This is a genomic window from Streptomyces sp. NPDC001153 (assembly GCF_053598315.1).
Window position 1 is genome coordinate 77,569 of record NZ_JBSFJZ010000043.1, and the last position, 17,766, is coordinate 95,334.

The window sequence follows — 17,766 nt, forward strand, 5'->3', positions numbered from 1 at the left end:
GTCCCCTTGTGACTGATTCCCAATCGTCCTTGTCAAGCTGGCTGGGGCGGCTCGGGGGCCCAGTGCCGTTGATCCCGGATGAGAGCCCATAGGACGTCGAGCCGACGGTGAGCGAGTGCGAGGATCGCCTGCTTGTGGCTCTTGCCCTCGTTCCTCTTGCGGTCGTAGAACGTCTTCGACGTAGGGCAGAAGCGCGCGGCGATCTGGGCCGAGAGGTAGAAGACGCGCAGGAGCCGGCGATGGTAGCGATGTGGTCGGCGCATGTTTCCGCTGATCCGGCCTGAGTCCCGTGGGACCGGCGCGAGACCGGCGACTCCGGCAAGCCGTCCCGTGCTGCCGAAGGCGTCCATGTCCCCTCCGGTGCAGGCAATGAACTCTGCCCCCAGCAACGGACCCATTCCGGGCATGCTGACGATCACTTCCGCGTCGCGATGCTCACGGAAGCGGGCCGCGATCTGCAGATCGATGTCGGCGATCTCCTCGTCCAGCGCCAGCACGGCCTTGGCCAGGGTGCAGACCACAGCTGCGGCCGTGGCCTCCCCGGCGACGGCGGTGTGCTGGGCCTGCGCCGCGGCCGCTGCAGCGTCCGCCAGGGCCTGGGCGCCGCGAACCCTGCGGTTCTTCAACCAACTCGTCAGCCGGCTCGCACCGATCCGGCGCAGGGCTGCTGGCGTCTGGTAGCCGGTCAGCAGCGTGAGGGCGCCTTTGGACGCGGCGTAGTCGAACGCCCGCTCCAGAGCGGGGAAGTACTCCAGCAGCTGAGCCCGCAGGCGGTTGATGGCCCGCTTGCGGTCGGCCGCCAGGTCATAGCGGCGAGCGGTGAGGATCTTCAGGTCCACCGCGATCTCGTCCCAGTCCTGCAGGGGCTGCAGGTCCCGGCGCATCCGTGCCTGGTCGGCGATGACGTAAGCGTCCTTGGCATCGGTCTTGCCGTCCCCGCGGTAGCTGTGGGAGGCATGGTGAACGGTGCGGCCAGGGATGTAGAGAAGCCGTTGACCGTGACTGGTGAGCAAAGCGATCAGCAGGGCGGCTCCGCCCGCGTTCAGATCGACTGCCCAGGTCACCGGGTCGTCCTCGGCCAGTGCACGGACGTCGCCTATCAGCTCCAGCAGCTCAGCCTCGTTGTTCGGTACTCGGCGCGAGAGCACCTTCGTTCCGTCCGTGTCGATCACCGTGCAGTGGTGCGCGGCCTTGCCGGCATCCGTCCCCGCCCAGAGCTCGGGCACCCGAGCCTCCCTCGCCGATCGGTTGATTGGTCCCTGCAGACGACCACGCCGACGTGTCCTTACGAAGCGATTTCTGTTCGCTCATCCCAATGAGTGGCCGTGTCGTCGCGGGGCACTGGGCGGCCTATCAGTCAAAGCCACACGTACGGCATGAGCGCTTTCAGCCACACCCAGGCCCCTGGGTCTGCCGATCGTACGAAGGACCGGAATCAACCCGCCCACAAGGTAAGGAGCGCTTCAGCTAGCGAGTGAGCACTCCATCTGGCGACTGAGCGACGGGCATAGAGAAATGACAGATGAGCCGGGACACGATAGGTGGAACCTGGCCAGGCGTATTGGAACTACCGGAGACGGGTCGCAGTCCGGACAAAGTCGGCGACGGCTCTGGACCGACTGTGCGGCGGCCAGGCGATCACGGTGGTGACTTTCGGCGCGTCCAGCACGGGCACGGCGGCGAGGTCACCGTGCAGTTGAGCTCGGCACGACTCCGGTGAGACCGCGCAAGCACGGCCGAGCGCGACGAGCTGCAACAACTGCGCGTGGTCGCGGACCTGCGGGCCGGGGCCGGGCGGGTAGGTGCCGTCGGGGTCGGGCCAGCGTGGCAGGGGCAGGCCGGGCAGCCCGGTGATGTCGGCCATGTGCACATGGGTCCGGACGGTGAGCGGATGCCCGGCCGGCAGGACCACAACCTGGCCCTCCGTGCTGAGTTCTTCGGTGTGGAACCCGGCCGTCGAGTCGAACGGCCGGTGCAGTAGCGCCACGTCGGCCCGGCCCTCGCGCAGAAATCGTTCCTGCTCGGCCGGGCCGCACAGGATGACGTCGACGGGGACCGCGCCGGGTTCGGCGGCGTACGCGTCCAGCAGTTGCGCCAGCAGTTCGCGGGACGCGGTGGCCTTCGTGACCAGGACCAGGCCGGGACGGCCGGTCGAGGGAAGGGCGGCGCGGCGGGTCCGGCGCTCGGCCGCTTCGACCGCGTCGAGGGCCGCCCGGCCCTCGGCCAGCAGCACCGAGCCGGCTTCGGTCAACGCGACGGTGCGGCTGGTCCGATCCAGCAGCGCTGCCCCGAGTCGGCGTTCGAGCTGCTGGATCGCTCGTGACAGAGGCGGCTGTGCGATCCCGAGCCGCTGCGCGGCGCGCCCGAAGTGCAACTCTTCGGCGACAGCCACGAAGTAGCGCAGTTCCCTGGTCTCCATCCGGCCACGGTACTCCGGATCAATACCTGGAAGGTATCGTTGCCCACCCAATCGGTCTTGGACCCCCGCCGGGGTCCGAGAGCAGCATGGTCCCCATGAGCGAACGAACGATCGCGCTGGTCACCGGCGCAAACAAGGGAATCGGCTACGAGATCGCCGCAGGCCTGGGCGCCCTCGGCTGGGGCGTCGGCGTCGGCGCCCGCGACGATCAGCGTCGCAAGGCCGCGGTGGAGAGACTGCGCGCCGCTGGCGTCGACGCGTTCGGCGTACCGCTGGACGTGACCGACGACGAGAGCGCGACAGCCGCCGCACGGCTGATCGAGGAACAGGCCGGGCGCCTCGACGTGCTCGTCAACAACGCCGCCATCACAGGCGGCACGCCCCAGGAGCCCACCCGCGTCGACCCCGCCACCATCCGCACGGTCGTGGAGACCAACGTCATCGGCGTCATCCGCGTCACCAACGCGATGATGCCGCTGCTGCGCCGCTCTGCCTCACCGCGGATCGTGAACATGTCCAGCAGTGTCGGCTCCCTCACCCGGCAGTCAGGGACCGCTGGTGAGCTGACCACAGGTCCAGTGGCCGTGGCGTACTCGCCGTCGAAGACGTTCCTGAATGCCGTCACCCTCCAGTACGCCCGGGAGCTGAGCGGCACGAACATCCTGATCAACGCCGGCTGCCCCGGTTACGTCGCGACCGACCTCAACGGCTTCCGGGGCGTGCGCACCCCCGAACAGGGCGCGGCCATCGCCATCAAACTCGCGACCCTGCCCGACGACGGCCCGACGGGCCAGTTCTTCGAGGACGCCGGCGTAGTGCCCTGGTGAAGTGCACGGCGGTCATCACCCGCGCAGCCACCAGGGTGAGGCCGCTTCGCCCGCGCGTCTCGAACAGGTTCATCGACTGCTTCGGCCGCTCCGGCCGACGCTCCGGTGCTTGGGGCAACGCTCCGCACCGCTACTGGTTCCAACATGGATGGCAATTCACCGCAGCTTGCAAGCAGCGTGACCATTTGGTTCCAACAATCGTGACCCGGGGATCCGCATCGCAAGGCCACCACACCCCCATGGTTCCAACTACCGCGTCCCGTCACACGATGTCGGTCTCATGGCCGCTGGAGTGGCGTCTGCCGCGCCAAATCCGATGCCGTGATGACAGCGGCCAGCACGGTAAACCGCGGGTTTGGCGATCTGCACGGCTTACTGAAGCGGCTCGACACAGGCATCGCTGAGGAGGGCGAGGGCGTGGATGCAGCCCAAGAGGACATGAGAAGGCTTTGGGACGCTCTGTGGGCGATGCGTCGCGTCATGCGTATCGACCTTGGAATCACGGCGCCTGAGGAGGATTCCCAGCGTTGAGACCGTATAGCTTCGCCAGCTTGTTCAGGCAGCGGCTGTCAGGGGGCGTTCTCCCCAGTAGATGCCTTTCTCGCTGCGGATGCGGGCGCGTTCCTTGCGTTCGGCGGCCAGGACATCGCGGTGGCGGGCGTTGGCGTTGCGCCGGCGCAGGTAGGCGTGCAGGGCCCTGGTTTGCACGGTGGGGTTGGGGTGGTGGGAGCTGGCGATCGTGAACTGCCTCAGCGGTCCGAAGTGCGCCTCGATCGGGTTCGCCCACGAGGCGTAGATTGGGGTGAAGCACAGCTCGACCTTGTTCTTCTTCGCCCAGCGGCGTATGCCGGTGCCCTTGTGGGCGGACAGGTTGTCCATGATCACGTAGATCGGGGCGCCGTCGGGCCGGGCGGCGCGGATCGACACCGGGGAAGCTCAAGATCACCTCCGCGTCCCCGTGTTGGAGAAAAGACGCCTCGACCGCCTCGGTGAGTTCGTCGGCCGCGAGGCAGGCGGCTTCCAACTGACGTAGGAGGGCGAGGGCCTGCTTGCCCAGCGCTTCCTCGACGAGCCGTGGCTGGCTTGCGTAGTCGCCTCGGAAGATGTCGCGGAGCCGCTCGGCCTCTGCTTTGATGCCGCGGCTGCGACCGGCACGCTTGAGGGCGGAGCGGAGCTGTGCGCGGGTGAGCCGCGCGGCCTGGGCCGGCGTCGGCGCCACTTTGAGTAGTTCGCGGGTTCGGGGCGGCACAGGCCGTTCTGCCATCCGGCGAAGGCATCCAGGACAGCGGGGTAGTACTCGCGCAGCAGAGAGCGGAGCTGGTTGGCGATCTGCTGCCGGTTCCAGGTGGCGTCCTGCTGAGCACGCGCCAGGACAGCGATGGCCCGGGCCAGATCGGTGTCATCCGGCAGCGGGCGGTGCACGGGCATTTCGGTCCGCAGGATGTCCGCCAGGACCAGGGCGTCGCCGGGATCTGACTTCTTGCGCGAGACGCCGTGCCGGTCACGGTATCGGGCAGCGGCCATCGGGTTGACCGCGAAGACCTTCCGTTTGCCCTGCCACAAGGCGGCAACCAGCAGTCCGCGGCTGGTCTCGATCGCGATCGGGATGGGAGTTTCTTCGGTGTCGCCGTACTCGGCAAGCGGGTCCAGCAGCAGCTGGTAACCGACCGCATCGTCGCTGATGCGGCGCTTGGCCAGCAGCTGCCCGGTGTCGTCGACGAGAGCGACATCGTGATGCTTTTCGGCCCAGTCGATACCGCAGTAGATCAAGTTGTTCCTCCCCTTGGCGATGGTATCTGCGCTGGTCACGAGCGCATGCGGGCCACGCGGCTCCCTAATTCCAGGACTCTTCGGTCCGACATCTCACAAGCCGTTCGTGACACCAGCGCGCGCCACGGGCCTCGGTCTTGCCCGGAGCTCGACGGCTCGGGACTGTCAAGAGGTCACCGTGAAGCGGGCTCGTACCACCAACATCAACGAGTCATCCCGCATGGGTGGTGGCGGCCGTGAAGACGCCGAACGTCACCGCTCTACCTAGAGGCCTAGCAGGCCAACGCTTGTATAGGTTGTCCGCCGGCGTCCACGCGACCGCCACCACCACGAGCACGGGGACCTGGGCCGCTCTCCCGCGAGGGCTCGAAGCCAGGAAGGCGTAAGGCGTCATGTCCCAATGCTCACAAGTACGGGGTCATGCGCCGCTCTCCCAATGAGGGCTTCGTCAGCCGGGGTCCAGGAAGGCGTCACAGTCCCGCACTCGAACAGTCCGGCAGTGCTCCGAGAAGCCGCGCCGGTGCCGCTACCAACGAATTAGGGCTTGTACTCGTCCAGGATGGTGGAGCGGTTCGTCGCTTTGACCAACAGCTCGTCGATGCCTGTGGCGCGGGCGAAGCGGCGGACGGTGGACCGGTCCAGCCGCAGGGTCCGGCAGACATCCTCCAGCGTGCTGCCGTCGTCCAAGAGCCGTCGCGCGGCGGTGTAGCGTTCCCTGGTCCGGGTCACCAGTTGGCGTTCTCGTCCGCAGACGTCGAGCGTCTCGGCAGCCGGAGCCGGCGGCGTCAGCCAGACGTCGTCGCTGGTCGGCGACACGGCCGGAAGAATGTTCTCGAACGCGGTCCGGACGCGGGCGTGGTGGGCTGCGACGGTCTTGTCCACGGCCTCGCCGAGGTTGTGCCACAAATGCCAGGCATCGGCGACCTGCTGGGCCTGTGGGGCTCCGCTGCGGGCGCGCTCGGCATAGGCCCCGGCCCGGTCTCGGCAAATGATCTCCACTTCCGGATGGGCTTGTAGCCATGCGGCCAGCGGTTCGGCATCCCGGCCGGGCAGCACGTCCACCGGACGCCGTCTCTCCAGGTCCACAAGGATCGTGGCGTACGAGTCGCCCTTACGCAGCTCAAAATCGTCGACACCGAGCACGCGGATCTCACCCACGGGATCTTCCGGTACAGCGCGGACCAAACGTAACAGCGTGTCCTTGGCGACGCGCAGGCCCAACACCCCGGCCAGACGGGCACCCGCACGGCCGGCCAGCGCGAGAGCGACCAAGGTCAACTGCTCACGCACTAGCGGTGTATAGCGGGCATGCGGACTCGTCAGCCCCGCGATCTGCTCGGCGGACGTCACGGCCCGGCACGCCGTGTTCTGGCACTTGAACCGCCGCACCAGCAGCGCGATCACCACATTGACGCCACCGACCGCGGTATCGCAAGCCGTCGCATGTACCGGCCATGCACCCGGAGCGACGCACTACCGCAATGTGGACAGTACGCACCCGCCGAGCGGGCCCGGGCATGCATCGTGACCATCCCAGCCGCAGTCCGCTCGACTAACTCCACCACGACACCAGCCAGATGAGGGAAAAACGTCTGCAAACTCCGCGAAGAACACGCGAGCCATGGTCTCAGCCGTCACTGAGACCGGCAGCGTGAGCGCAGCCTGGGACCTGCGCGCCGCGCAGGTCCCAACAGGGCGGCCAGCAGCGGGAGTTCGGCCCCATTCGTGCGGCATCGTGGCCAGCCAGCGATGGCGTACCGGCTTGGCGGGAAGATCGCTGGGTATAGTGCAAGCGTTTCGGGGAACCGGCGACCCGGAGTCGGTCGACCTCACGCGCCACCTCGTGTTCATCGGCATCGGGGGCCCTGGCGGAGCCCCGATGACCACATCGCTGAGGAGGCCGTCCCATGGAACCCGCCACGCTGATCACCGGTGGCTCGACCGGAATCGGCGCCGCCACCGCCCGCGCCCTGCTCAAGCAGGGCCACCGCGTGGCCGTCACCGGACGTGACGCGGAGAAGCTGGCCGCCTTCGCCTCTTCGGCCGGAGCGGCCGAGCGGCTGCTGACGATCACCGGCGACACCAGCGACGCGCACGACGTCGCCTCCGCCGTGCGCCGCGTGGTGGAGGCGTGGGGCCGACTGGACAACGTCATTGCCAACGCCGGTTTCTCACTGCCCGGCAACCTGGAGAGCCACGCCCCCGAGGACATGCGCGCCATGGTCCTCACCAACGTCCTGGGCCCGGCTCTGCTGGTACGGGAGACCCTGCCACACCTGCGGGAGTCCAAGGGCCGGATCGTGATCATCGGTTCGGTCGCCGGGGTGCGCAACACGCCTGGCAACCTGTACTCGGTCACCAAGTGGGCCGCCCACGCACTGGCCGAGAACACCCGGCTGCTGGTCGGCAAGGACGGGGTCGGCGTGACGGTCGTCGCCCCCGGGGTGGTGGACACCCCGTTCTGGGACGAGCGCGGCGGCACCCCCGAGGCGGCGCCGGTGATGACCGCCGAGCAGGTCGCGGACACGATCGTCTTCGCCGTCAATCAGCCCGCGGGTGTGGACATCAACCACATCACCATGCGGCCGACCGGGCAGGCCGGCTGACGCCGCGCTCCCAACGACCGTACGACAAGGCGCCTTCGGCCCCTCCGCGTACCACGCGGTGCAGGCCGAAGGCGGGTGATCACGCCCTTCAGTACCAGGGGCAGGGAGGTCACTTCGCGCAGCCAGGCGACGTCATCCCGGGTGATCGAGGCGCCGAACTGCTCCTTGGATTGCCGAGCGATGGCCGGCTCCCCGTCCCGGCTGCCGTGCGAGGCGGCGATCACGTCATGCGCCACGTTGACCGCCTGGATGCCCGGGGCACCGCGAACCCGTTGATGGCCTCCCGCCGGACGGAACGCCATCCTGGGCGCGTCGACGGTGAGGACCAGCGCGCGGAAACCGGCGGCCTCGGCCCGGCGGATCAGGTCACGGCGCTTGAGCCAATACAACTGCATCCACACCGGGCCGGTGGCCGCGGCGGCGATGTCCACTGACACCTACCGCGTCACAAGATCAGCGCCAGAGCCGAATTACGTGACCGCCTACACCGCCGTTCGGGACTGCTCCTGGCGTACCCCGCGCACGACGCCCTCGTTCCTCATCGGGGCACTCCCGCTCGGCGATGCGGCGCCGACGGGATCGGGTGCGACGGGCATCGTGCGTACTGGGGGACCGGACGGGGCGCGCAGCCACGGTGTGCGGGCGGCGAGGGAGCCCAGCGCGAGGGAGGCCAGGTGGCCGACGTCCGCGAGCTCCTGGTCGTACAGCAGCGCGGCCGTCAGCGCCGCGGCGAGCAGAGGCAGGCCATAGCGGCGGAGTCGGCCGGGGGTGAGGGCGAGCAGGCAGGCGGCGGTCGTCACCAGACCGTAACTGATGCCCACGTCACGGGTCCGGGTGGGCACACCTGGCAGATGGGCGACGTGCATCAGCCACAGGGCGCCCTCGGTGAGCAGGGTCGCGGTGAGGTGACCGAAGACGAAGACTCCGCACGCGCGCAGCGTCCCCCAGCGCCACTCGGCGCATCCCAGGACCCCGGCCACCGCGGCGATACCGACCAGGGCCGGTACACCGTCGACCACCAGACCGCTCGTGAACAGGGTCCACCACTTGCCGACATCCAGGTGGTGCACGTTGCTGCTGTTGTGGCGCATGAAGCGGGCCCGTTCCGCTGCCGGTTGCCCCTTCAGCCACCATGCGGTGAGCAGCAGGGCCGTCACGTATACGGCGGTACCCGGCAGCCGCCGCCTCAACGTCTCCACAGCCCTCATTTCCCTGCTTTCGTAGGCTTTTGATCTACGTTTGTCACCCGCGTTCGGGCGCTCAAGGGCGATGTGCGCGCCCTTCCCGGGAAGAGACCGTCGGCCACCACGCCCGGTTCCGACGGCGGCCAACATGAGAGGGATTCTCACCAAGCGATGCTGTAGTGCTCCGCAACGATCAATGGCCCGAGAATCGCGGTAAGGAGTTCGCATGGTGGAGAGCCGGACGCAAGGGGCTGCGCGGACGCCGGGCGGTAGCGGCGTCGGTCGCGCGATGATCAGTCGGCGTGGGGCATTGGCCGCGATGGCGGCGGCCGCGCCCGCGGTCCTCGCGGGCTGCGGCGGCAAGCACGCGCGCGAAGCCGCATCCGAGCCCGCCGACGCACCGGCTACCAGGGTCCCGGTCGCCGACAACACCACCATTATGATCATCCGACACGGGGAGAAGCCGGGCCGGAACGCATCCGGCATCGACGAGAACGGCCGTCCGGACGCCAAGTCCCTCACCCGGCGCGGCTGGGAGCGGGCCAGGGCATTGCCGGCGCTGTTCGACCCGCCCAAAGGCCGGCCCCTCAAACCCGGCATCGTGCGTCCGCGGACCATCTACGCCGCTGCGGACCAGGGCCCGCTCGCGGGCGCCCACCGGATGCGGCAGACCGTCACACCGCTCGCCCGGCACATGGGCATCACCCTGGACACCACCCATGCCGAGTCCCAGGAAGCCGCACTGGCCGAGGCCGCGCTCTCCGCTTCCCAACCGGTCCTGATCTGCTGGGAGCACTCGCGCATCCCGGCCATCGTCAATGCCCTCGGCGCGTCGCACAGCGGCGCGCCCGCGGCGTGGCCGAACCGCTTCGACCTGGTGTGGGTCTTCACCCACACCCATGGCTCGTGGGCCTTCCGTCAGGTCGGCCAGCACCTGCTCCCCGGGGACGCCTGAGAATCCCGCGCGGGGTTCGCCGCGCGGTCGATGGTGGTACGAGATGGCCCGTCGCACCCCGAATTCCTTCATAGCGGTAGTTCGTTAAATCCGGCAGTAGAGCTGGTCCGGGTGCAGCAGCCGATCGTGGTTGCTCGTCAGATCCCGGCGCCGCCCTAGCAGCCGGTACATCTCGCCGAGGGCGCTCGGCAGGCTTACGCCGAGACGTTCCTCCGCTGCTGCAAGGTCCTCCTCGGTGAAGCCGTCGCCGTCTGTGAGCGGCTCTACCCATGCGTGCGTGAAGTCGCGGACGAACTGCCATGCGGCGTCGCGGTCCGCGCGGACATGCTCCAGGCCTTTCCGGACGTCGAACATCTGCGTCGTGGCGCAGACCCTAACCGCCGTGGCCTCGTCGGTGGCCGGGCCGGGGAACGGAGACCCGGCCGCCCCGGCAACCGCCGGTTGGGTGCCGATACTCTGTCCCCGGCCTGATCAGGCCGGGGAGGCGCAATGGGTCTGCTGACCTGTGCCTGTCTGAGGTGGAGGGGCAGCCAAGGGGGATGGAGGCGACGATGGGCGCGGACGGGACCACGGGTGACGTCGGCACGGAATTGCACGCGGTGGGTCGCGGCAGATACGTCCTTCGGCGGCCTGTGGGCAAGGGCGGGATGGCAACTGTCCACCTGGCGCACGACACCGTGTTGGACCGACCGGTGGCGGTGAAGATTCTCCACGGCCGGCTGGGCTTGGAGTCCTCCGCCCGGGAGCGCTTCCGCCGGGAGGCGCGGGCGGTGGCCAGGCTCAGCCACATCAACGTGGTCGCCGTCCACGACAGCGGTGAGGACGTCGCCGGTGACGGTACTCCGATGCCCTACATCGTCATGGAGTACGTCGAGGGCCGGCCGCTCAGCGCGATACTGTGTGAAGAGATCGAGCGACACGGGGCGATCCTCCCCGAGCAAGCCGTCAAGATCACCACCCAGGTGCTCTCAGCACTCGCCGCAGCCCACGAGCAGGGGCTGGTGCACCGCGACATCAAGCCGAGCAACGTGATGGTCAGCTCCGGCGGCCTGGTGAAGGTCATGGACTTCGGCATCGCCCGCGTGCTGCAGTCGGGCGTCACCTCCCTGACCGCCACAGGCATGATGGTCGGCACCGCACCCTACCTTGCGCCGGAGCAGGCACTGGGAAAGAGTGTCGACCCGCGCTCCGACCTGTACTCCGTTGGCTGCATGGTGTTCGAACTGCTCACCGGCAGACCCCCCTTCCTCGCGGACAACGCCCTCTCGATCGCCTACCAGCATGTGCGGCAGCCGCCTCCCACACCGTCCAGCATCAACCCGGCGATCACCCCCTCTCTTGACACACTGGTGGCCCGCGCACTGCGCAAGGACCCGGCGCACCGCTTTCCGACCGCCGAGGCCATGCGCGACGAGCTGGAGCGGGCAGCGGCTGACCGGCAGCGGGAGACGGCACCAGTGGCAGCACGGGCCACGGGCCAGGGCACGCCTGCGCAACCAAGCCCGGGCCAGCGCCCTACGCTGTCACCGTGCACACCCGAGGCGGGCACATCCGCCGCCGGTGCGGCACCGTCATCCTCTCTGCGACCGTCCAGGCCGGCGAAGGGTGACTCGGTCCCGGCCGGTCGCCGCGAACGGCCTCGCCGCAGCGTGGTCCTGTCTGCTGTGGGGGCCGCCCTGGCCCTCGCTCTCGCCGTTACGGTGGCAGCCGAGTTCGTGCACGGCAACGTCAGCAAGGACGTCAGGGCCAAGGCTTCCCGGAAGGCGGGAAACCCGGACTCGGCGTCCGGAGACCTCACCGCGGCCTCACCGTGGCGGCTCGTCGTCAGTGACAAGATCGAGGGCCAGGACAACGGCTGCAGAGTCACTCTGACCAACACGGAGAGCCGTAGACGGCAAACGCTGCACAACTACGGAACGGAATCGTTCCAGATGCAGGCCTCGGGGCATTTCCACTGGGAAGCAAACAATGCGGCATGTGAGGTCGTCAGCCGCCCCGGGCCCGGGCAGCTGGCACTGCCTTTCAGCCAGCAATACGGACTGGGCGACACCGACGCCTTCGAGGCACCAGGAGTCCTCCTCGTGAAGGTTCTGGACTTCAACGGCGCGGGCGAGTGCCCGCTTGAGCTCCATGACGCCGCGAACGGAGAGACCGTCGACCTCGGCACGGCACGGATGCGCGACGGCTCCGTGAGGCTTGACCCGGGCGGACACTCGCACGTCTACCTCGCCGCTTTGCAATGCAGCGTAAGAGTGGCCCCGACGACGCACGGCTCACAGCGTGGCTCGTGAGCAGCAGAGGAGTTTCGGACAATGAGCCTCCGCCAACTTGAAGCCGCACGTCAAAGGGATGGTGTGACCGGTTCTCGGGCTGCTCACGCTGGTCGTCGCTGACTGTCTGCGAGTGAGACCCGCCAGGTCTCAGCCGGCGCTGACTTCTCACACCGCGCTTCAACGCAGTACCCGCGTCCCCCGAGCGGCAACCGCTCGCCCTTCCGGCGTTGCCGGCAGTTCCAGCTACTTCTTCCCGGAGGCCTCGATCGCCTTCACCGGCGACGCCCTGGTCACTCACGATTTCGTGGCCGGCCGGGTCGGACCGTGCGTCATCTGTCGGGCCTTCACTCAGGACAGCCAGGCTGCGCTGGCCTCGCTGGAGAAGATCGCCGAACACGAGCTCGCCACCATGCTGCCGGGCCACGGCGAACCGTGGACGGACGGCTTGGCATGGGCCGCGCGGCAGGCGGTGGCCAACGGAATCCGTTAGGAGGGCAGTTGCGCCGCTTCGTGGCATCGGCGCGAGGGAAAGCACCTCGCCACGGCCTGTGCCTGGACGCAGACGAAGTCGCGCCATCCCAACCACCGGCAACCGACCGGGAGTTGCCCCTCCCCCCCCAGCGCTGTGGGCGGTGCCTGATGTGCTGCCTCCCAACGAATGGAAGCTGAAGGAAAGTGAAGGCCTGCTCGCGCCCCGGCCCGCCGACCGCCCGCACGACGCGGCGGCCGTCGCAGCCCGACTGCACCACATCGCCGGCCACTCGAACGAAGCCGCCTGGGCCCGCGTCCGGACCCACCTGACTCGCCGGACCGCCCTCGCGCTGAGCACGGCCTTCGCGATCCTGGTGGCCGCGTACCTGGGAATGTCCTGGCTCGGCGACCGAGAGGACGCACAAGCCGTCCGCGGCGCGTCCGCTCCGCCACGGCCCACCACCCCGCCCAGGCTCGCGGTCGGGCAGTGCGTCAACTACACCGGTAACGCCGTGGTCACCGACGCCGATCTCGACAAACACCTCGGCTGGTCCGTCGTCGGCTGCTCCCAACCGCACCAGGGCCAGGTCCGCCGGGTCGACGAGCTGCCCCGGCCGACGTACGCGGCCAGCTGGGCAGTCGCCGTCATCCGCACCGGCACAGCCTGCGCCCAGGAGCGTGAGAAGCTCGACCCCGGCCTTCCCACCCACCTGGGTTCAACCGTGCTCGGCCCAGACAAGACCAGCTGGGTCAGCGGCAGCGAGCACTACGCCTACTGCACCCTGCGCCGCCTGGACGGCGGGCCGCTCACCGCCGATCTCACGCCGTGAAACTGCTTCACCGGTGCCTGGAGCACTGGGCGGGCGTTACCTTCTCGGTGACGGATCACCCAGCAGGTGTCCCACAGACGGACAGTAGCTTCGGCACCGGTACTCACAGGCCGGAAAGCGGTGACAAAACACGCAGGATAGAGCAGGCGGCCGACGCCGCCCGCATCCGCTTCGGGCCCGACGCCGTCTTCCCGGCCTCCCTGGCCCCCTCACCCTGAACCGGCCAACGCCCAGCCGCGCGCCACTTCCCCGCATCCCGGGCAAGCCTCCACCCCTACGATGCGGCGGTGCGGAACACCAAAGGTTCACAGAAGCCGTCGCGCAGACCCTCACCGAACCGACTCGCCGAGGTGTAACCCCCACGCCGGCGACGGTGGAGGACACCAATCGTTGATCTTGCGTGGATATCCCTGGCTTCAGCCGGGGGAGGGAAACGCATGCTTGTTGCGGAGGCGTGCAGCGCCGGAGTTCGCTTCGTTGTCAGTGGTGGCCGGTACGGTGATCTCACCGGCGGTGGTCTTGGAAAAGGGGGGTGGGCCCGGTGATCCGTGCGTACAAGTTCCTCCTGCGGTCCACCGTGGCCGGCAAGGCGCGCTCGCCGAGATGCCGCGCGATCACTGCTCGCTCTGCAACGCAGCGTTACAGGAGCGACAGGATGCCTACCGGCACGCCTCGAAGGCGACGATCCGCTACGCGCAGCAGTCCGCGTAGCTCAAGGAGATCTGGGCGTTTCGACCCGGAGCGTCAGGGCCACCGGTCGTAGCGCACTGAACAGCACCGGCTTCATGGTGACCCGCCACTGGGACCCGGTACGCGGCCCGGCCTGGGCTGCTGTGACAGGCGTGCCCACCCCGGAGCAGTGGAGCTTGCCCAGGCTCAGGGGTGGCTTGCCCGCCCAGTGTTCCGCCTCCCGCAGAACAACGTAGGGAAGCTTGATCTGTTCGCCCCCAGCCGAACTGAGAAGTAGCGGCTGTTCGGCAGCCTGGCTTGTTACGGAGCAGTCTGAAAGTACTCAGTAGTTGCCACCGGAGGGCCGTCGGCGATGGCGCGCGCGTAGCGTTCGTCGGCAACCTCGACAAACTGGCGGCGCATCCGGTCGGCGGAAAGCTCTGCCGAGACGCGCCACCCAGGACCTCCGGTCATCCAGTGCTCCCGCGCGATCTCGCCCTGGAAGTGTCCGTCGAACATGTCCCGGAGCGCGGCCTCGCTCAGATTCCCGAGCCTGAAGTCGGACTCCCAGTTGGTGACGATGAGGTTGGTGAACAGGATTTGCTTCCTCCGGGTGGCCGTCATCGGCGTATGCGGAGGCTCCCAGCATGCGAGGAGCGTAGGGTCGCCGAGCGCCAGGATGATCAGCTCTCGATGCGCATCGCGCCGCGCGGCTTCCTGGGCTATCCGAGTCTGTCGAGCCTGGTACCAGAGGGAGGCAGCCACTCCGGCCAGTGCAGCTGCAGAGAAGAGCACGGACAGCGCACCATAGGTCTGACTGACGTTGCTCAGCTGACCCCAGTTCAGGTCATCCGGCGCGAGCACGTTCAGAATGAACGGGGTTCCCAGGATGAGTCCCAAGGTGAACAGGACACAGGAGGCAGCGACGAGTGTCCGGCTCGTCTGAGATGGCCTTCCCCGGAAGCTGAGCACATTTCCCCCACATGAGTCGCCGACCAATCTCAACATGGTGGCAATTGGCACGCATCCCTATCAATGGGGCGGTGGCCCGGGCGCGATACGGCTCAACCGACGGCACGGGACACCAGCCGACGGCCGCAGTGACAGAGCTCTATGGATCGCCCGACGTAGATTCGGATGCATGAACGACTCCGTCAGACGCATCGATCCCTCGACGCCCCTCCCCGCATGGGCAGCGATCTGCTCGGCTGCAAGCCCGAGCAGATCGGCCCATGCGCACAGTGCCAGGGACTCACGGTTCGGTACGGCAACAACGCCCAGCTCGTTTCCCTCGGGGTGGATCTGCTGTGGTGTGAAGTGGAGTCAGGTGCGTTCGTTGAGCTCCTGGGACTCGTTCTCGTGGGGTGTGGCTCTGCGGCGGGTTGTTGCACGACTCGTGGCAGGAGTTGATGGTGCGGGCATTCCCCTTGGTGATTCCGTCCGGACCGAGCAACTGGACGGTCCTCGACGACGACCTGGAGGTCGTCGCAACTACTGATCAATGGCTTCGGAATCTGCGGCTCGGTCGAGACCGGGCGGAGCTGACGACAAAGGCGTACGCCGGTGGCGTCGCGCTCTACCTGCGGTGGTGCCGGTCGACACGCCGGGAGTGGACGGCGGCCGGGCGCGACCTCGGTCTGTTCATGGTCTGGCTGAAGTACACCCCGGCGCCCCGGGACGGGGCGGCGTCGGTGGTGCGGCCGGGGCCGGGGGCCGTCCCGGTGCGGGGTGAGCGCCGGATCAACCGGGTGCTCGTCGCGGTGCGGGGCCTGTTGTCGTACGCGGTGTCGGTGAGGGAGGCGCCGAGGACGGTGCCCGGGCAGATCTACGAGCTCGCCGACAGCCGGGACCTCCCGGCGGAAGCCCAGGACGAGAACGGCGGCCTGTTCTACCGGCTGCGGCCGGTGCACTCGCTTCGCGAGCCGGAGACACAGGTGGACCGGGCCGAGGACGCCGAGCTGGTGGCCATGTTCGCCGCCTGCCGCAACGCGCGGGACCGACTCAGCGTCCTGCCGGTCGGCAGAGTCGGGCTGCGCCGCGGCCAGGTGGCGGGCCTGCGGCGCAGCGATGTCCATCTGCTGCCGGACTCCCGTGCGCTGGGCTGCGACTACCAGGGCGCCCACGTGCATGTGCGTCGGCGGGAGAACGGGAACGGGGCCTGGTCGAAGTCACGGCAGGCGTGGGTGGCGCCGCTGGACTTCCTTGTAGTCTCCGCATTCGACCTCTACTACGAGGAGCGCAACCGGCTGCTCGGGAGCGGCGGGAGCGACTTCCTGCTGGTGAACCTGTTCCGGGCCCCGCTGGGTGAGCCGATGCCGCCGGAGGCAATCGGGTAACTGCTGGAACGACTCAGCGACCGGGCCGGGCTGGACAGGCGAGTGGGCGCGCACAGGGCGCGTCGGGCGTTCGCGTCGAACGTGGCCGATGCCGGAGGTGCCGGGATGAGGTACGGGCGGTGCTCGGGCAGAAGATTCTCGACTCGCAGGCGCCGTACCTGTTCCCGGATCCGAAGGCGTGTCAGGGCGGCGATCGATCGGGTGCCGTCACCGCGTGGGCTGGGCGAGTGTCGGCGACGCTGAAAAGTGGTTCTGGATCACTTTCACTGCCAGGGCCATGGAGGGTCACCGAAACCGCGATCATGAACGGCCTCGCGCGGTACGAGAATGCGGTGGCCGCCTCCGCGCTCTACAACGAGATCGTGATGATGGAGGTGTGTGAGGTGCTGGGGATGGCCTCCGAGCCGCGCACCGTCACCGCCGGGCGCCGCCCGGTGATGGACGTCGCCGGGTGCCGCACGTGCTGATCCGCTGGACCTCCCGGCGCGGCGACCAGACCGCCGCCTGCCTTGAGGACCTGGAGCACGAGCACGTCACCGCTGTCGACGACGACGGCGAGCCGCGCTTCCTGCCCGTGGTCTCCGAGCGGGCCCGCGCCAAGCTGAACCGGATCGCCGCGAAGAAGACACGGGACGTCCGCCGCGTAGCGCCTGAAGGCGTGTCCGGTGGACGGTTCCTTGCCCACCGGACACGCCCGGGCACTGCGGAGCCGGACGGCGGTCCGGCTTGGCCGCCCCATTTGTCCGGCCTATGTCATGCATCATCCGGCGGGCGGTCCCAGCCACGCCGGGAGCGCCGCAGCGAGGTTATTCCGGGCGGATTCGCGTCAGTCGTTGACGCAGACGTTGCCGTACGTCGGGTTCAGCAGGCCGACGATGTCGATGCTGTTGCCGCACGCGTTGATCGGCACATGGATCGGCATCTGGAGCACATTGCCGGAGACGACGCCGGGCGAGCCCACCGCTGCGCCTTCGGCGCCGGAGTCGGCGGAGGCGGTTCCGGAGCTTCCGAGGATGGCTGCCGCAGCCAGGGTGCAGGCGGCGACGGTGGTACGGATACGCATGTTCCCTCCCATGGATGGTGGTCTCGAACCGGCGGTGCCAGTCGGCAGGACTGCCGAGGAGCGCCGGCCGCAGGGAAGAAGATCTCCGGCTCGGTCCTATGCAAACGATTCAGGCGCCCGGTTCCATCGAACCGGTGACGATCTCGATTCACGCTGCACAAAGGACAGTTGAGCAGCCCACCCGCCGGACACTCTCTGGCTGAGGACGCCCAACTCGGCGTCCGGTCGGCAGTGCGGGCAGGTCGCGACGCCTTCGGCCAGTGCCCTAAGAGGTCCTAACAAAGGCGTCGGACGTGTCTGTAGGTGATGAGACATGTAGCGAGCCCGAGGAAGGCTTCATGGATGTCGTCCCGTCGCTCCCAC

General features: G+C 68.4%; 17 protein-coding genes and 4 pseudogenes. 10 read left to right on the plus strand and 11 right to left on the minus strand.

The features are described from left to right. Positions 1-32: 32 nt before the first annotated feature. Both ACWDEN_RS37200 and ACWDEN_RS37205 read right to left on the minus strand, forming a co-directional pair. The gene (locus ACWDEN_RS37200) at positions 33-1,226 is read right to left on the minus strand and encodes an IS110 family transposase (RefSeq protein WP_450862341.1); all 1,194 of its coding nucleotides are present in this window, start codon (positions 1,224-1,226) and stop codon (positions 33-35) included. A gap of 341 nt (positions 1,227-1,567) precedes the next feature. Continuing rightward, entirely contained in the window at positions 1,568-2,419 is an 852-nt protein-coding gene (locus tag ACWDEN_RS37205; RefSeq protein WP_351622234.1) for a LysR family transcriptional regulator, read from the minus strand. 95 nt (positions 2,420-2,514) lie between these two features. Between ACWDEN_RS37205 and ACWDEN_RS37210 the strand changes: the two genes are divergently transcribed. After that, a complete protein-coding gene (locus ACWDEN_RS37210; protein WP_351622237.1) occupies positions 2,515-3,246 on the plus strand; it encodes an SDR family oxidoreductase in 732 nt (243 codons plus the stop codon). A 324-nt stretch (positions 3,247-3,570) separates the two neighbouring features. Beyond that, positions 3,571-3,777, plus strand: a complete 207-nt coding sequence (locus tag ACWDEN_RS37215) for a hypothetical protein (protein WP_351622262.1) — start codon at positions 3,571-3,573, stop codon at positions 3,775-3,777. A gap of 24 nt (positions 3,778-3,801) precedes the next feature. Here the strand turns inward: ACWDEN_RS37215 and ACWDEN_RS37220 are convergent. The 3 pseudogenes from ACWDEN_RS37220 to ACWDEN_RS37230 form a co-directional block, all read right to left on the minus strand. Beyond that, positions 3,802-4,170 (minus strand): annotated as a pseudogene (locus tag ACWDEN_RS37220) (transposase); the annotation flags it as partial. Next, a pseudogene (locus tag ACWDEN_RS37225) lies at positions 4,127-5,016 on the minus strand (IS110 family transposase); the annotation flags it as partial. The pseudogenes ACWDEN_RS37225 and ACWDEN_RS37220, both read right to left, overlap by 44 nt. Positions 5,017-5,553: 537 nt before the next feature. Beyond that, a pseudogene (locus ACWDEN_RS37230) lies at positions 5,554-6,435 on the minus strand (ISL3 family transposase); the annotation flags it as partial. A gap of 488 nt (positions 6,436-6,923) precedes the next feature. Between ACWDEN_RS37230 and ACWDEN_RS37235 the strand changes: the two are divergent. Further along, positions 6,924-7,622, plus strand: a complete 699-nt coding sequence (locus tag ACWDEN_RS37235) for an SDR family oxidoreductase (RefSeq protein ID WP_351622239.1) — start codon at positions 6,924-6,926, stop codon at positions 7,620-7,622. On the opposite strand, the gene ACWDEN_RS37240 is transcribed toward ACWDEN_RS37235, so the two are convergent. Beyond that, entirely contained in the window at positions 7,562-8,053 is a 492-nt protein-coding gene (locus tag ACWDEN_RS37240; RefSeq protein ID WP_351622241.1) for an alpha-hydroxy-acid oxidizing protein, read from the minus strand. The two genes, ACWDEN_RS37235 and ACWDEN_RS37240, sit on opposite strands and share 61 nt — an antisense overlap. Positions 8,054-8,104: 51 nt before the next feature. After that, positions 8,105-8,830, minus strand: a complete 726-nt coding sequence (locus ACWDEN_RS37245; RefSeq protein ID WP_351622244.1) for a rhomboid-like protein — start codon at positions 8,828-8,830, stop codon at positions 8,105-8,107. A gap of 265 nt (positions 8,831-9,095) precedes the next feature. Here ACWDEN_RS37245 and ACWDEN_RS37250 point away from each other — a divergent pair, with 265 nt between their 5' ends. Next, positions 9,096-9,761: a hypothetical protein gene (locus ACWDEN_RS37250; RefSeq protein WP_351622247.1), complete on the plus strand. Its 666-nt coding sequence runs from the start codon at positions 9,096-9,098 to the stop codon at positions 9,759-9,761. 84 nt (positions 9,762-9,845) lie between these two features. Here the strand turns inward: ACWDEN_RS37250 and ACWDEN_RS37255 are convergent, their stop codons facing one another. Continuing rightward, positions 9,846-10,115 carry a hypothetical protein gene (locus ACWDEN_RS37255; protein ID WP_351622250.1) on the minus strand — a complete coding sequence of 90 codons (270 nt, stop codon included), beginning with the start codon at positions 10,113-10,115 and terminating at the stop codon, positions 9,846-9,848. Positions 10,116-10,312: 197 nt separating this feature from the next. On the opposite strand from ACWDEN_RS37255, the gene ACWDEN_RS37260 reads away from it, so the two are divergent. The 4 genes and pseudogenes from ACWDEN_RS37260 to ACWDEN_RS37275 form a co-directional block, all read left to right on the plus strand. Further along, entirely contained in the window at positions 10,313-12,052 is a 1,740-nt protein-coding gene (locus tag ACWDEN_RS37260; protein WP_450862345.1) for a protein kinase domain-containing protein, read from the plus strand. 112 nt (positions 12,053-12,164) lie between these two features. Then, positions 12,165-12,524: a hypothetical protein gene (locus tag ACWDEN_RS37265; protein ID WP_450862346.1), complete on the plus strand. Its 360-nt coding sequence runs from the start codon at positions 12,165-12,167 to the stop codon at positions 12,522-12,524. A 151-nt stretch (positions 12,525-12,675) separates the two neighbouring features. Beyond that, a complete protein-coding gene (locus tag ACWDEN_RS37270) occupies positions 12,676-13,335 on the plus strand; it encodes a hypothetical protein (RefSeq protein WP_450862348.1) in 660 nt (219 codons plus the stop codon). Between the two features lie 541 nt (positions 13,336-13,876). Beyond that, a pseudogene (locus tag ACWDEN_RS37275) lies at positions 13,877-14,043 on the plus strand (RNA-guided endonuclease TnpB family protein); the annotation flags it as partial. A 282-nt stretch (positions 14,044-14,325) separates the two neighbouring features. On the opposite strand, the gene ACWDEN_RS37280 reads toward ACWDEN_RS37275, so the two are convergent. Further along, positions 14,326-14,904: a DUF6082 family protein gene (locus ACWDEN_RS37280; protein WP_450862350.1), complete on the minus strand. Its 579-nt coding sequence runs from the start codon at positions 14,902-14,904 to the stop codon at positions 14,326-14,328. Positions 14,905-15,413: 509 nt separating this feature from the next. Between ACWDEN_RS37280 and ACWDEN_RS37285 the strand changes: the two genes are divergently transcribed. After that, a complete protein-coding gene (locus ACWDEN_RS37285; protein WP_450862352.1) occupies positions 15,414-16,340 on the plus strand; it encodes a tyrosine-type recombinase/integrase in 927 nt (308 codons plus the stop codon). Positions 16,341-16,459: 119 nt separating this feature from the next. Continuing rightward, positions 16,460-16,807, plus strand: coding sequence for a hypothetical protein (locus tag ACWDEN_RS37290; protein WP_450862354.1), 348 nt, complete (start codon positions 16,460-16,462; stop codon positions 16,805-16,807). Between the two features lie 359 nt (positions 16,808-17,166). Here the strand turns inward: ACWDEN_RS37290 and ACWDEN_RS37295 are convergent, their stop codons facing one another. Together ACWDEN_RS37295 and ACWDEN_RS37300 are read right to left on the minus strand one after the other, a co-directional pair. Beyond that, a complete protein-coding gene (locus ACWDEN_RS37295) occupies positions 17,167-17,403 on the minus strand; it encodes a chaplin (protein WP_450862356.1) in 237 nt (78 codons plus the stop codon). A 96-nt stretch (positions 17,404-17,499) separates the two neighbouring features. Then, the gene (locus ACWDEN_RS37300) at positions 17,500-17,718 is read right to left on the minus strand and encodes a hypothetical protein (RefSeq protein ID WP_450862358.1); all 219 of its coding nucleotides are present in this window, start codon (positions 17,716-17,718) and stop codon (positions 17,500-17,502) included. Positions 17,719-17,766: the final 48 nt, after the last annotated feature.

Bases quoted from the DNA above. Each gene is read 5' to 3' on its own strand.
- ACWDEN_RS37210 (WP_351622237.1), top strand. From the start codon at position 2,515: ATGAGCGAACGAACGATCGCGCTGGTCACCGGCGCAAACAAGGGAATC.
- ACWDEN_RS37300 (WP_450862358.1), bottom strand. From the start codon at position 17,718: ATGTCTCATCACCTACAGACACGTCCGACGCCTTTGTTAGGACCTCTT.
- ACWDEN_RS37255 (WP_351622250.1), bottom strand. From the start codon at position 10,115: ATGTTCGACGTCCGGAAAGGCCTGGAGCATGTCCGCGCGGACCGCGAC.
- ACWDEN_RS37235 (WP_351622239.1), top strand. From the start codon at position 6,924: ATGGAACCCGCCACGCTGATCACCGGTGGCTCGACCGGAATCGGCGCC.
- ACWDEN_RS37215 (WP_351622262.1), top strand. From the start codon at position 3,571: ATGACAGCGGCCAGCACGGTAAACCGCGGGTTTGGCGATCTGCACGGC.
- ACWDEN_RS37250 (WP_351622247.1), top strand. From the start codon at position 9,096: ATGATCAGTCGGCGTGGGGCATTGGCCGCGATGGCGGCGGCCGCGCCC.
- ACWDEN_RS37260 (WP_450862345.1), top strand. From the start codon at position 10,313: ATGGGCGCGGACGGGACCACGGGTGACGTCGGCACGGAATTGCACGCG.
- ACWDEN_RS37205 (WP_351622234.1), bottom strand. From the start codon at position 2,419: ATGGAGACCAGGGAACTGCGCTACTTCGTGGCTGTCGCCGAAGAGTTG.
- ACWDEN_RS37245 (WP_351622244.1), bottom strand. From the start codon at position 8,830: ATGAGGGCTGTGGAGACGTTGAGGCGGCGGCTGCCGGGTACCGCCGTA.
- ACWDEN_RS37295 (WP_450862356.1), bottom strand. From the start codon at position 17,403: ATGCGTATCCGTACCACCGTCGCCGCCTGCACCCTGGCTGCGGCAGCC.
- ACWDEN_RS37285 (WP_450862352.1), top strand. From the start codon at position 15,414: ATGGTGCGGGCATTCCCCTTGGTGATTCCGTCCGGACCGAGCAACTGG.